10 protein-coding genes and 1 pseudogene are annotated in these 12,451 nt (G+C 74.8%); 1 reads left to right on the top strand and 10 read right to left on the bottom strand.

The features are described 5' to 3' along the window. The first annotated feature begins 125 nt into the window (after positions 1-125). On the top strand, positions 126-1,193 hold the full coding sequence (locus IF99_RS35185) for a diacylglycerol kinase (RefSeq protein ID WP_234340837.1): 1,068 nt from the start codon (positions 126-128) through the stop codon (positions 1,191-1,193). Positions 1,194-1,267: 74 nt separating this feature from the next. Here IF99_RS35185 and IF99_RS0124600 read toward each other — a convergent pair whose 3' ends face one another. The 10 genes and pseudogenes from IF99_RS0124600 to IF99_RS34475 form a co-directional block, all read right to left on the bottom strand. Continuing rightward, entirely contained in the window at positions 1,268-1,942 is a 675-nt protein-coding gene (locus tag IF99_RS0124600) for a response regulator (protein WP_030999425.1), read from the bottom strand. Next, positions 1,939-3,660: a sensor histidine kinase gene (locus tag IF99_RS0124595; RefSeq protein WP_037827537.1), complete on the bottom strand. Its 1,722-nt coding sequence runs from the start codon at positions 3,658-3,660 to the stop codon at positions 1,939-1,941. The genes IF99_RS0124600 and IF99_RS0124595 overlap by 4 nt, the downstream gene beginning before the upstream one ends. 268 nt (positions 3,661-3,928) lie before the next feature. Continuing rightward, positions 3,929-4,804, bottom strand: a complete 876-nt coding sequence (locus IF99_RS0124590; protein ID WP_030999421.1) for an alpha/beta hydrolase family protein — start codon at positions 4,802-4,804, stop codon at positions 3,929-3,931. Positions 4,805-5,294: 490 nt separating this feature from the next. Beyond that, the gene (gene kynU / locus IF99_RS0124585; protein ID WP_030999419.1) at positions 5,295-6,512 is read right to left on the bottom strand and encodes a kynureninase; all 1,218 of its coding nucleotides are present in this window, start codon (positions 6,510-6,512) and stop codon (positions 5,295-5,297) included. Between the two features lie 112 nt (positions 6,513-6,624). Then, on the bottom strand, positions 6,625-7,632 hold the full coding sequence (locus IF99_RS0124580) for a tryptophan 2,3-dioxygenase (protein WP_030999418.1): 1,008 nt from the start codon (positions 7,630-7,632) through the stop codon (positions 6,625-6,627). Positions 7,633-7,863: 231 nt separating this feature from the next. Continuing rightward, on the bottom strand, positions 7,864-8,277 hold the full coding sequence (locus tag IF99_RS0124575; protein ID WP_030999416.1) for a DUF3151 domain-containing protein: 414 nt from the start codon (positions 8,275-8,277) through the stop codon (positions 7,864-7,866). Between the two features lie 209 nt (positions 8,278-8,486). Next, entirely contained in the window at positions 8,487-9,512 is a 1,026-nt protein-coding gene (gene fbaA / locus IF99_RS0124570; protein ID WP_030999414.1) for a class II fructose-bisphosphate aldolase, read from the bottom strand. Positions 9,513-9,835: 323 nt separating this feature from the next. Further along, positions 9,836-10,381 carry an orotate phosphoribosyltransferase gene (gene pyrE, locus IF99_RS0124565; RefSeq protein WP_030999412.1) on the bottom strand — a complete coding sequence of 182 codons (546 nt, stop codon included), beginning with the start codon at positions 10,379-10,381 and terminating at the stop codon, positions 9,836-9,838. 225 nt (positions 10,382-10,606) lie between these two features. Further along, positions 10,607-11,419, bottom strand: a complete 813-nt coding sequence (locus tag IF99_RS0124560; protein ID WP_420705716.1) for an aldose 1-epimerase — start codon at positions 11,417-11,419, stop codon at positions 10,607-10,609. 83 nt (positions 11,420-11,502) lie between these two features. Then, positions 11,503-12,451, bottom strand: a pseudogene (locus IF99_RS34475) (hypothetical protein); the annotation flags it as partial.

The raw sequence follows: 12,451 nt of genomic DNA, 5'->3' as shown, positions 1-12,451 counted from the left end.
TACCGGCGACCGTCATCGGCCGCGAGCCGTCGGACCGGTGCCCCGGAATAGACGAAGCCCCTGGCGCAATAGCGCAAGGGGCTCTTGCACAAAGATGCTACCCGACTACCCGAGGAAGGACAGCGGTGCCGGCTCCGGAGCCCTCGGCGTACGCAAGCCCCTCCCTGCTGCTCGTGATCGACCCCACAGCCCGCCGTACGGACGGCGAGTCCGTCCGCATCGCCCGCGACGTCCTGAACGCGGGAGCGGAAGTGAAGGTCTGTCTTCCCGAAACGACGGAGGAGTACGCGGACGCGGTCCGCCGGGCGGGCCGGAGACCCGTGGTCGTCGTGGGCGACGAGACGGCACTGGTCCGGGCGGTGGGGGTCCTCTACCGGGGGCGGCTGCTGGGCAAGGGCGGCGGGAGCTCGCAGGGCCGCCGGGCGGGAGGCCGACGGGGCCGGGAGCAGGTGGTGGGGTGGGTACCGGTTTCCGCCGGGGACGGCGCGGGGGCCGCGCTCGCCCGCGCGCTGGGGGTACCCGCCGATCCGGTCGCGGCGGCGCGGGCGGTGCTGGAGGGACGGCCGGTGGCACGCGACCTGCTGGTCGACGACAGCGACGGCGTCGTCCTCGGGGCCCTGGTTCTGCCCGTGCCCGGCCCGCGCGGCAGGAGCGGCGCACTGCGGCGCCTCGGGGTGCGGGCCACGGGCGGGGCGGTCGCCGGTGCCATGCCCCGGTCCGAGACGGAGGTCCCCCGCTCCGGGACGGGCGGGACACCGCCGGGCGAGGAGACGGAGCCGGAGCGGCCGGACGGGGGACGCGGCTGGTGGCGGCGGATACCGGGGCTGCGCGCGGCCCCGGACCAGGTCCCGGGCGCCACCGCACGGGCCGGGCTGCGGGTCGAGGCGGACGGGGAACTCCTCGCCGACCTCGCCACCCCGCTGCGTTCCCTCACCGTCACCCCCTCCCCCGCCCGCGCCCCGCTCGGCCCGGTCGGCGCCACCTCGGCCGCCCCCCGCACCGACACCACCGGCTACGCCGGGGTCCGCCTCGTCCCCGCAGCGGGCGCGGCCGATCCCGTCCTCGCCCGCGCCCGGACCGTCACCGTCTCGGGCCCCGACTTCCACTACCTCGTCGACGGCTCCCCCGCCGGCCCCGTCCGCAGCCGCACCTGGACGGTGCGGCGAGGGATATGGAGCATCGTGGTGACCTGAGCCCCGCACCACGGGGCCCGCGCGAGCCGCCCGAGCGGCCCGCCGGGGCCCCGCCGCCGTGGCCCGGACGCCCCCTATGCCGGCTCCACCAGCCTGTTCTCATACGCGAACACCGCCGCCTGGGTGCGGTCCCGCAGGCCGAGCTTCACCAGGATCCGGCTCACGTGCGTCTTCACCGTGGACTCGGCCACGTAGAGCTTCTCGGCGATCTCCTGGTTCGACAGGCCGCGCGCCACATGCACGAGGACTTCCGTCTCGCGCTCGGTCAACTCCCCGTAGGCGCCCCCCGGATGAGGGCTCACAGGGCCGCGCAGGACGGTCTCGGGGACCCGGGCGAACTCGGTGATCAGCCGCCGGGTCACGCTCGGCGCGAGCAGCGCCTCGCCCCGGGCGACGACTTCCACGGCCTCGGCGAGCTGACGTGCCGACGCGTCCTTGAGGAGGAAGCCGGAGGCCCCGGCCCGCAGCGCCTGGTACACGTACTCGTCGAGGTCGAACGTCGTCAGGACGAGCACCTTCGTCCCCGCCGGGCTCGCGACGATCTCGCGGGTCGCCCCGATGCCGTCGAGCCGTGGCATCCGGATGTCCATGAGGACGACGTCCGGGGCGAGACGGGCGGTCAGCTCGACCGCCTCGCGCCCGTCGACCGCCTCGCCGACGACCTCGATGCCCGGCATCGCCCCGAGCAGGACCGAGAAGCCCTCCCGGACCATCATCTGGTCGTCGGCGATCAGCACCGTGATACTCATCCGCTGCCCTCCCTGGGCGCCGAGTCCTTGCGGAACGACAGCGTGGGCGCCGCCGCCCGGTCACCCGCCCCGTCCCACGCGCCGGGCGCGGAGGTGGGACGAGCGGCGGGGGGAGGCGGTGGGGTCCGCGTCCCACCGGGCCCCGCCTCCACGCCCTGCGCCGGGCCCGTTCCCTGCTCTCGCCCCGCACCTGCTCCCGGCCCCTGCCGAGAGGTCCGCTCCGCAGCCGGTCGTCCCGCCTCCGGCGCCTTCTCCGGCACCCGTTCCGCCTCGGGTTCCGCCGGGACGGGAATCCACACCGCGACCTCGAAGCCCCCCGACTCCGTGGGCCCGGCCGTCAGTTCGCCCTCCAGCATCGCGACGCGCTCGCGCATCCCCGTGAGCCCGTGCCCGCTGCCGCCGGTGACCGGCGCGGGGACCGGCGCGGAGGCCGGCGCGGAGACCGGCGCGGAGACCGGCGCGGAGACCGGCGCGGAGGCCGGCGCGGAAAGCGGCCCGTCCGCACGAGCCGTTGCCTCCCCCCGGGTCTCCTCGTCCCACGCGCCCTCCCCGTCCGGGCGGACGGGCGGCGCCCAGTTGAAGACGCGCAGCCCGAAGCCACCGAGCACGTACGACAACTCGACCACCGCTTCCGCACCCGGCGCGTGCCTCAGGGTGTTGCTGAGCGCCTCCTGCACAATGCGGTACGCCGACAGCTCGACGCCCTGCGGCAGTTCCCTCACCCGGCCCGTGACCAGCTTCGTCACCTCCAGACCGGCCCCCCGCACGTTGTCGAGCAGCGCGTCGAGGTCGGCGAGCGAGGGCTGCGGGGTGTGGGGCAGTTCGGCGTCCTCGGCCCGTACGACGCCGAGCACGCGCCGCAGTTCGGTGAGCGCGACCACCGCGTTCTCCCGGATCGTCGCGAAGGCCGCGACGAGTTCGGGCGGCGGGTCGACGACCCGGTAGGGCGCGGCCTCGGCCTGGATCGCGACGACCGACATGTGGTGCGCGACGACGTCGTGCAGCTCGCGGGCGATCGTGGTGCGCTCCTCCAGGAGCGTGCGGCGCGAGCGCTCCACGAGGGTCACCTCTTCCTTGCGGGCGACCTCGGCCGCCTTCTCGGCGACCTCCGCCTCCTTCACCGCGACCTGCTGGCGCGCCTGCCACCAGCCCCGCAGCGAGGCCGTGACGAGGAGCGCGAGAGCGCTCAGGAACAGGTAGGCGCCGATGTTCCCCTCGTTGCCCCTGTTCAGCACGCCGTTGAGCCCGAACGCGAGGAACGCGCTCACCAGCCACATGCTCAACGCCGTGCGGGGCCGCGCCTGCCAGGCGCCCACCACCAGGGTCACGAAGGCGGCGCCGAACGCCTCCAGGCAGAGATCCAGGGAAGCCGGCAGCAGGCACAGGGGAAGGGACAGCCACCAGGCGCCGACCGGCCGGAACATCGCCAGCAGGACGAGGCACGCGCCGACGGGGCCCAGGAAGGCGCCGTACGGAGCGGTCGCCGAGATGGCGAAGCACACGAGCGCCGCGAACCCCACCACCGCCTGCGGCAGCCAGCGCGTCCACGCCCAGCGCGCCGACCGCCCCGGCACCTCGCGCACGGGCAGTGGCCGGAACGCGAAGGCATCCGCGATCAGGTCCTCCCGCATGACACGTGTCACGAACTCGGCGATGCGCCGTTCCGTCGCGAGGCCGGGAGCGGCGCTCCTCCCGTCCGGAGCCGAAGTCTCATTCATGCCCCCCACGCTAGGGCGCCAGGCGTCTTGGGACGTCCCTCGCACGTATCCCCTTCCGCCGTCCCCCTCAAGGAGGACCCGGGCGACTTGGGAGGGATCACGCCCGACGCGTCACCCCACCGGTCCGCCTCGGGGCGGCCCCGGAAACAGACCCGGACGGAGCCTGGCGGCGCGTACGCCCGGCGGGAGGCGGGCTCCTGCGAGTCCGGCGGGAGGCGGGCCCCGGACGAGCGACCCGCTCCGTCTCGCGCGCCCCCAACCCCCGCTCTCACCAGGCGAGTTGAGCGATCTCCTCCGCCACGACCGCCGAGGCGTCGGCAGCCGGGTCGACGAGGGCGTAGTGGCCGATGCCTTCGAGCAGCGTCATGCCCACGGGTTCGCCCGCCGCCGAGGCCGCGTCGGCGAAGGACTCGGCGACGGCGGAGGGGACTTCGGTGTCGTCGCGGCCCTGCACGAGTGTCGTCGCGATGCCGGTCGGCAGCAGACGGGCCGGATCGGCGTACGGCAGGCGCTCGTCGAACGTCGCCGGACCACCGAGGAAGGGCTCAGCGGCGCCCTCGCACACGCCTCGTTCGCGCGCGAGCGCCAGGTCGGCGAGCGGTGCGAGCGCCACGACGCCGCGCAGCGAGGGGGGTTCGGCGCGGCGCCACGGCGCGTCGGCCGGGAGGACGTGGCGCGCCGCCGCCCACAGCGCGAGGTGCCCGCCCGAGGAGTGCCCGCACAGCACCGTGCGCGCGGGGTCCGCCGCCGGGAGTGCCTCGCGGGCGAGTCGGGGCAGCGCGTCGAGCAGCGTCGCGATGTCGTCGAAGGTCTCCGGCCAGCGCCCGGGGCGGGCCTTCGCGCCCTGCCCCGGCAGCCCCGCTCCCCTGCGGTACTCGGCGAGCGCGACCGCGAAGCCGCGCCGCGCGAGCAGCCCGGCGAACGGCGTCAGGTGCGCCCTGTCGTACGTGGCCCGCCAGGCGCCGCCGTGCAGGACGAAAACGAGGGGGTGGCCGCCGGGACGCCCGGGGCCGCGCGGGGCGTAGAAGTCGACGAGCTGGTCGGGGTGCTCGCCGTAGGGGAGCGTGGCCTCGGGCGGTACCGCGGGATGCGCGAAGAGCGAGTCGGCCTCGGCGGCCTCGCGGGCAACGGCGTCGTCCGGCATCTGCGACCTCTCAGCGTTCGCGGTCCACGGTCCTGGCCCACGGACTCCCGTGCCCCAGGCGCGTCCACGGGTATCCCGGGGCCTCACGGGCGGCCCCCTCCGACCGGCCGGGACGCTATCAGGCGGGTGACGTGCGCGGATACGGGTGTGAGGTGATCGTTGCGGGCTCGGGGCCCGCCCTGGTGCCGTTCCCGCCGCGCACGGCGGCCTCGCGCACACACCGTGCACGGACGGGAACAGCACGAGACCGTTTGACCGCAGGAGAGCGGGGCAAACCTCAGCCTTGCGGCAATCCACCCGAAAGGGGGGAATCGGCGGGCCGAAGCCGGTACGCGGCGCGGGATTCCCCGGCGGGGCCCCGCCCCTCCACACCACGGAGCCCCCGCCGGACGTCAACCCGCCGCTCGGCGTGCCCCCGCCGCAGGCCGCCCCGCCGACCGATTCCCCTCCGCCGGGTGCAGCCAAGCCGTCCGACGCGCCCCCCCCGGGCTCAGCCCGCCGCGCCCAGCTCCTCCGCCAGGATGCGCGCCGCGCGCTCCGTGTCCGCGAATCCCACGTACAGCGGCGTGAAGCCGAAGCGGAGGATGTCCGGCGGCCGGAAGTCGCCGACGACGCCACGCGCGATGAGGCGGGGCATCAGCTCGGCGGCGAGCGGGGTGCGCAGCGCGAGCTGACTGCCGCGCTCCTCGTGCGCCGCCGGGGTGACGGACTCCAGGCGCCCGGGCGGCACATAGCGGTCGACGCACTCCAGGAAGAAGTCCGTGAGCGCGAGCGACTTGGACCGCACGGCCGCGAGGTCCACGCCCTCCCACACGCCGAGCGCGGCCTCCAGGGCGAGCAGCGACAGGATGTCGGGGGTCCCGACCCGCCCCGCCGTCGCACCGTCCGCACGCGTGTAGGCGGGCCGCATACCGAAGGGCTCCGCGTGCGAGTTCCAGCCCGGCAGCGGCGAGTCGAAGGCCGCCTGGTGCGCGGCGCGCACGTACAGGAAGGCCGGGGAACCCGGTCCGCCGTTGAGGTATTTGTACGTGCAGCCGACGGCCAGGTCGACGCCGTGCGCGTCGAGCCCGACAGGCAGCGCGCCCGCGCTGTGGCACAGGTCCCAGACGGCGTACGCGCCCGCCTCGTGCACGGCGGCGGTGAGTCCGGGCAGGTCGTGCAGGCGCCCGGTGCGGTAGTCGACGTGGTTGAGGAGCACGGCGGCGGTACGGGGACCGAGCCGGCCGGGCACCTCGGCGGGCAGCACGGGGACGAGGCGGTGACCCGTCAGCCGTACCGCCGCCTCCGCGATGTAGCCGTCCGTCGGGAAGGCCGAGGAGTCGACCAGGACCTCGTCGCGGCCCGCGCCCGCGAGCCGGACGGCCGCGACGAGCGCCTTGAAGAGGTTGACGCTCGTCGAGTCGCCCACGACGACCTGGCCGGGCGCCGCGCCGACGAGCGGCGCGATCAGCTCGCCGACCCGCTCGGGCGCCTCCCACCAACCGCTCTCCGTCCACGAGCGGATGCCGAGCGCGCCCCACTCGTGCCCGACGACGTGGGCGAGGCGCGCGGGCACCGCCCTGGGGAGCGCGCCGAGCGAGTTCCCGTCGAGATAGACGACGTCCTCGGGGAGCGTGAACCGCTCGCGCACGGGCCGCAGCGCGTCCTCGGCGTCGAGGCGGTGGGCGGTGGCGCGGAGCTGGGCGGCGTGGGGGCTCTCGACGGTCATGCGCTCGGGTTCCGTGGTCTCGGTGTCCGGGTTCCGGGGGTTCGTGGGCGTGCCGCCCGTGCTGGGGTCGGTGCCCGTGGTCCCGGTGTCCGTGGGGTCGGGGTGCGGGTGCTCAGACACGGCCGCGCGCCGTCCACAGCTCGGGGAACACGCTCTTCGCGGCGCGCTTCTCCAGCCACGCGACGCCCGCCGAGCCGCCTGTGCCCTGCTTGGAGCCCATCGCGCGGCGGGTCGCCGTCAGGTGGTCGTTGCGCCATCGCCACACCAGCTCGCCCACGTCCGTGAGCGCCTCGCCGAGCCGTACCTCCTCACCGCGCTGGTCGCCCTGGTAGATCTCCGCCCACACCGCCTCGACCTCGTCGGACGGCTCGTAGCGGCGGCTCAGGTCGCGGTCGAGCACGGAGGGCGGCACGGGGTGGCCGCGCCGGGCGAGGAAGCGCAGCGCCTCGTCGTAGAGGCCCGGCTCGTGGAGCGCCTTCTCCAGCTCGGCGTGCGCGCGCGCCGTGCCCTTGTGCGGGACGAGCATCGCCGCGGACTTCTCGCCGAGCAGGAACTCCAGGCGCCGGTACATCGCCGACTGGAAGCCCGAGCCCTCGCCGAGCGCGCCCCGGTAGCTGTTGAACTGCGCGGGGGTGAGCCCGGCGAGCGGGAGCCAGGAGGCGTTGAGCGCCTCCAGCTCGCGGCGGGAGCGGCGCAGCGCGTCGAGCGCGCGCGGCAGGTCGTCCTCGCGCAGCACCCGCGCGGCGGTCTCCCACTCGTGCACGAGGACGGTGAACCACAACTCCATGACCTGCGTCGTCACCAGGAAGACCATCTCGCCGGGGTCCTCGGAGCGCAGCTCCTGGAGGTGCGTGAGCACGTCGGCGTGGACGTAGTCCTCGTACGGGGTGCTGCCCGCGAAGTCGAGGTGCGGGGCTTCGGGGGCGTTGTCCCGGGGGTCCGGGGTGCCCGCGGCGTCCGTGCGGCCGGCGGGGGTCACGGTGTCCGAGGCGGTCGCGGTGTCCGAAGCGGTCACAGGGCTCGCGGCATCGGAGGCGGTCGCGGCGTCCGAGGCGGTGACGGGGCTCGCGGCGTCCGCGGTGTGCGGGTCGTTCGGGGTGTTCAGGGGGTCGTACGACATCGATCTCTCCGGTGGAGACGGCTGCCGGGTAGCGGTCCGCCCCCGCCCGCGCTGCGCGCCCGCCGTCGTCGTACGGCGTCCCGGCGGAGGGCTCCGGTCCCCTCGGGCCCGTGCTCCGCTCGTCCGGCACGCGTGTCCGGTACGCGGACGGGCCCACCCGCATCCTCCGTCCCCGGGGCGGGGGACGGCAAGGCGGGAGGGCCCGTACCGGAAAGAAAGGCCGCCGGGAGGTCAGCCGAGGGTCTGCGCCGCGGTGGGCGAGGAGTCGCGCAGGAAGTCGGTGCAGCGCTCGTACTCCTCCTTCTCGCCGATCGCCTGGGCGGCGCGGGCGAGGGCGTGCAGGGCACGCAGGAAGCCACGGTTCGGCTCGTGCTCCCACGGCACCGGGCCGTGGCCCTTCCAGCCGTTGCGGCGCAGCGCGTCGAGGCCGCGGTGGTACCCGGTGCGGGCGTAGGCGTACGAGGCCACGGGGTCGCCCGCTTCGAAGGCCTCGTCCGCGAGCAGGGCCCAGGGGAGCGAGGAGGCCGGGAACTTCGCGGCGACCTCGGTGGCGGGGGTCCCGGAGGCGAGCAGCTCACGCGGCTCCGGCTCCTCGGGCAGATGGGTCGGGGGCACGTCCCCGAGCAGGTTCTGGTGAATGGCCATGGTTTCCAGTCTGCCTGACGGAAGGCGCGGCCCCGCCCGCCCCGGCGGCCCCCGTCCGCCCGCGAACGGGCCCCGTACACGCGCGAACGGGCCCGTACGCCCGGCAACGGGCCCCGTCCGCCCGCGAACGGCCCCCGTACACGCGCGAACGGGCCCCCGTCCCGTACGACCGAAGCCGCAGGGACGGGGGCCCGCCCGTCACCGCCGGGTCAGACGCTCAGGCTGTGCCCCGCCGAGCGCAGCGTGCGGGCCGCCTCGGTGACGCGCTCGGCCATACCGGCCTCGGCGAGCTTGCCCCAGGTGCGGGGGTCGTACGTCTTCTTGTTGCCGACCTCGCCATCGACCTTCAGCACACCGTCGTAGTTGCGGAACATGTGGTCCGCGACCGGGCGCGTGAAGGCGTACTGCGTGTCCGTGTCGAGGTTCATCTTGACGACGCCGTTCTCCAGCGCGGTCTCGATCTCCTCCTTGGTGGAACCGGAACCGCCGTGGAAGACGAAGTCGAAGGGCTGCTGCTTGCCGTACTTGGCGGCGACGCCCTCGCTCAGGTCCTTGAGCAGCTCGGGGCGGAGCACGACGTTGCCCGGCTTGTAGACGCCGTGCACGTTGCCGAAGGAGGCGGCGAGCAGGTAGCGGCCCTTCTCGCCGAGGCCGAGCGCCTCGACCGTGCGGATCGCGTCGTCGACGGTGGTGTAGAGGTTGTCGTTGATCTCGTGCGAGACCCCGTCCTCCTCGCCACCGGTCGGGGTGATCTCGACCTCCAGGATGATCTTCGCGGCCTTCGCCAGCGCGAGCAGTTCCTGCCCGATGGCCAGGTTGTCGTCGAGGGTCTCGGCGGAGCCGTCCCACATGTGCGACTGGAAGAGCGGGTTCTGACCGGCCTTGACGCGCTCGGCGGAGATCGCGAGCAGCGGGCGGACGTAGCCGTCGAGCTTGTCCTTCGGGCAGTGGTCGGTGTGCAGCGCCACGGTGACCGGGTACTTCTTGGCGACGACGTGCGCGAACTCCGCGAGACCGACCGCGCCGGTGACCATGTCCTTGCTGTACTGACCGCCCAGGAACTCCGCACCCCCGGTGGAGATCTGGATGATGCCGTCGCTCTCGGCCTCGGCGAAGCCGCGCAGCGCCGCGTGCAGGGTCTGCGTGGAGGTCACGTTGATGGCCGGGTAGGCGAACGTGCCTGCCTTCGCCCGGTCGAGCATCTCGTTGTAGACCTCGGGGGTTGCGATGGGCATGTGTCCGCTCCTTGTGATGTGCGGGTGTGTGCAGTGACCCTGACCTGGGGGCGACGCCGGTGTCGGCCGGGTCCATCTTTCCAGACGTACCGTTTTGCTCCCAGCGAGGAGCGGTGGCGTGAGACGACGAAGGCGATGTTTCACGTGAAACATGAGGGGCCCGGTGTTTTCCACGCGAAACACCGCCTTCCGGCGAGCAGCGGAGGTCAGGGGCCCGAGGGCCCCACGGAGGGCCCGCTCGTCAGATGAACGGCGTGCTCACCGGAGACCGATCGCCCTCCGGGACACGCCCGCGGAGACCGGCTCGTCGGAGGCTCGGCCCCTCAGAGGCCCAGCTCGTTGAGCGCGTAGGCGTACAGGTACGGGACGCCCGCCTCGCCCGCGATCTTCTCGCCCGCGCCGGTGTCGCGGTCCACGATCGTGGCGACGGCGACGACGTGGCCACCGGCCTCGCGCACGGCCTCGACGGCGGTGAGCGGCGAACCCCCCGTCGTGGAGGTGTCCTCGACGACGAGCACGCGCCGTCCCGTGATGTCCGGGCCCTCGATCCGGCGCTGCATCCCGTGCGTCTTCGCGGCCTTGCGCACCACGAAGGCGTCCACGCGCTTCCCGCGCGCGTGCGCGGCGTGAAGCATCGCGTCGGCGACCGGGTCGGCGCCGAGGGTGAGCCCGCCGACCGCCTCGAAGTCGAGGTTGTCGACGAGGTCGAGCATGACCTCACCGACGAGCGGCGCGGCGGCCCCGTCGAGCGTGACCCGGCGCAGATCGACGTAGTAGTCGGCCTCGATGCCCGAGGAGAGCGTCACCTTGCCGTGCACCACGGCCTTGTCCTTGATCTGCTGGAGCAGCTCGGAACGTGCGTCAGTCATGGGCACGAGCTTAGAGGGGCACCGGAGGGCGAGGCGCCGCCGCATGGTGGGGGCGGTGGGGCTGGCTCCACGGGGGAGGGCGGACGGGGCCCCACGTGCGGGGCGGTAGGGCTGGCTCCACGCTGGGGGCGGTACGGCTGGCACGACGGTGGGGGCACGGGACGGGGGCGCTCCACGGTGAGGGGTGGTACGGGGCGCCGCGCGGGGCCCGCCCCCCGTCCCGGGTCAGAGCAGTCGCCAGCTCCAGGTCGTCGACGCCTCCAGCGGGTCGATCGGGGTGATGAGGCGCGGGTGCGTGTTGAGGCCGTTCGGGGGGCCGGTCTGGGGCTCCACGCAGACCCAGTCGGCCTGTTCGTCGTAGACCACGACCCACTTCTCCGGGCTGGTCACGGTCAGCTCCAGCTCGCCCGGCCAGGTGAGCAGGACCGTCACGCCGTCCGGCATCCCGAAGCAGTCGTCCCACGGCCCCGGCAACGGGTCGATGCGGCGGCCCGTCGGCAGGTGGTCCGCGCCGCGCTCCTCCTGCCAGCCCGGCTGGAAATCGATCCTCACGTCCTGGCCGCCCTTGCCGAGGTTCCGCCGGAACCACGGGTGCCAGCCGACCTGGCCCGGGAACGAGTCCCCGTAGGTCTCGATGCCCATGCGCAGCGTGAGGGCGTCCTCGCCCAGCTCCATCGTCTGCGTGACCCGCCCGGTGTACGGCCACGGCTCGGCCAGGTCGTACGTGAACGCGGCCGTGGGCCGGCCGTCCTCGCTCTCCGGGGCCGGCGCCGTCGACCAGCGGTGGTCGCGCGCGGTGCCGTGGATGGCGTGGGGATCGTCGTTGAGCGGGAGTTGATGGGTCGTCCCGCCGTTGGTGAAGCGCCCGTCCCGGGTGCGCCCGCAGAACGGGGCCATCGGGAAGGAGCCGTAGCGATCGCCGGGCCGCAGCAGTTCGTACTCCCCCACCCTCAGCGAACCGAGCCGGGCGCCGAGGTCCGGGCGCACGGTGAGGGAGGAAGTGCGGGTGGTCAGCGTCGTCTCATGTGCGGTGGTCACGGGGTGACCTTACGCGGGGCGCGGGGCACCGAGGAGATCGCCCGCGCGCAGCGCTCCCGCGCCCGCGCCCCGCGCTTCACCCCTCAGTGCCTGCGACGCAGCGCACGCCCCGCCACCACCACCGAGGCCACGACGAGCGCCGCCACCGGGGCGGCCCACCGCAGCGTGTTCGCGGTGGAACCCGCGCCACCGACCGCTTCGGGCGCGTACCGGCCCCGGGGCGGCGCGTGGTCGACCTCCTCCGCGCTGCGGCCGATCATCGTCCGGCGGGCATGGGCGGCCTCGGCCGGTGGTTCCCCCTCCTCGGCGCCGAGCCGTGCTTCGTCGCGGCCCAGCGAGGACGGCGGGACATCGGTCTCGAAGACGGAGGCGGGGGTGTCCGGCACAATGCCGAGGAGGTCGTCGTCACCGGACTCGGACGTGTCCCCCGAGTCCGCGGTGTCGGCGGAGGCGGACGTGTCCCCGGCATCTACGGCCTCCCCCTTCGCGGCGTCAGCGGCGTCAGCGGCCTCCGGGGCACCGGTCCCTGCGCCGTCCCCCGCATGGGCGCCCTGCGGCGCATCGCCCCCCGCACCCTCCCCCGCATCGGCGGCCTCGGCCCCCTCGGCCCCTGCCGCGTTTTCGGCCCGCGACGCCTCCGCAGGCTCCACAGGCTCCGCGTCGTCCCCGCTCTTCGCCGCCTCCGCGTTGTCCGCCCCCTCAGCCGTGGCCGCGCCCTCCGGTTCCTCCGGTCCCTCCGGCCGCTCCGCCGACCGCGCGCTCTCCGGCCCTTCGTCCTCCGGCTGTTCGCCCGTCCCGCTCGTCCTGCCCGTCCCGTCCGTCATCGCGTCCTCCCCGAACGCCGTGCCCGACTCTTCCTCCGTACCGGCTTCCCCGCCGGCCCCCGCACCTGCCGCACCGGCCGCCTTCGCCCCAGGCTCCCCAGCGCCCGGCCGCGCACCGCCCGGCCCGGCACCGCCCGGCGCCTCGGCACCGCGCTCCACGTCACCCGGCCCCTCCGCCCCCGTCTCCCCGGCCTCCGCCCGCCCCGCG

It is taken from the genome of Streptomyces sp. NRRL F-5630, assembly GCF_000719475.1.
Lineage (GTDB): Bacteria > Actinomycetota > Actinomycetes > Streptomycetales > Streptomycetaceae > Streptomyces.
The sequence above is the reverse complement of the archived record's forward strand: the minus strand, read 5'-3'. Positions and strand labels throughout refer to the sequence as shown.

What these genes read in the sequence shown, in the direction of transcription:
- fbaA (WP_030999414.1), bottom strand. Translation starts at nt 9,512, where the DNA reads ATGCCCATCGCAACCCCCGAGGTCTACAACGAGATGCTCGACCGGGCG.
- kynU (WP_030999419.1), bottom strand. Translation starts at nt 6,512, where the DNA reads ATGACCGTCGAGAGCCCCCACGCCGCCCAGCTCCGCGCCACCGCCCAC.
- IF99_RS0124580 (WP_030999418.1), bottom strand. Translation starts at nt 7,632, where the DNA reads ATGTCGTACGACCCCCTGAACACCCCGAACGACCCGCACACCGCGGAC.
- IF99_RS0124600 (WP_030999425.1), bottom strand. Translation starts at nt 1,942, where the DNA reads ATGAGTATCACGGTGCTGATCGCCGACGACCAGATGATGGTCCGGGAG.
- pyrE (WP_030999412.1), bottom strand. Translation starts at nt 10,381, where the DNA reads ATGACTGACGCACGTTCCGAGCTGCTCCAGCAGATCAAGGACAAGGCC.
- IF99_RS0124595 (WP_037827537.1), bottom strand. Translation starts at nt 3,660, where the DNA reads ATGAATGAGACTTCGGCTCCGGACGGGAGGAGCGCCGCTCCCGGCCTC.
- IF99_RS0124575 (WP_030999416.1), bottom strand. Translation starts at nt 8,277, where the DNA reads ATGGCCATTCACCAGAACCTGCTCGGGGACGTGCCCCCGACCCATCTG.
- IF99_RS0124590 (WP_030999421.1), bottom strand. Translation starts at nt 4,804, where the DNA reads ATGCCGGACGACGCCGTTGCCCGCGAGGCCGCCGAGGCCGACTCGCTC.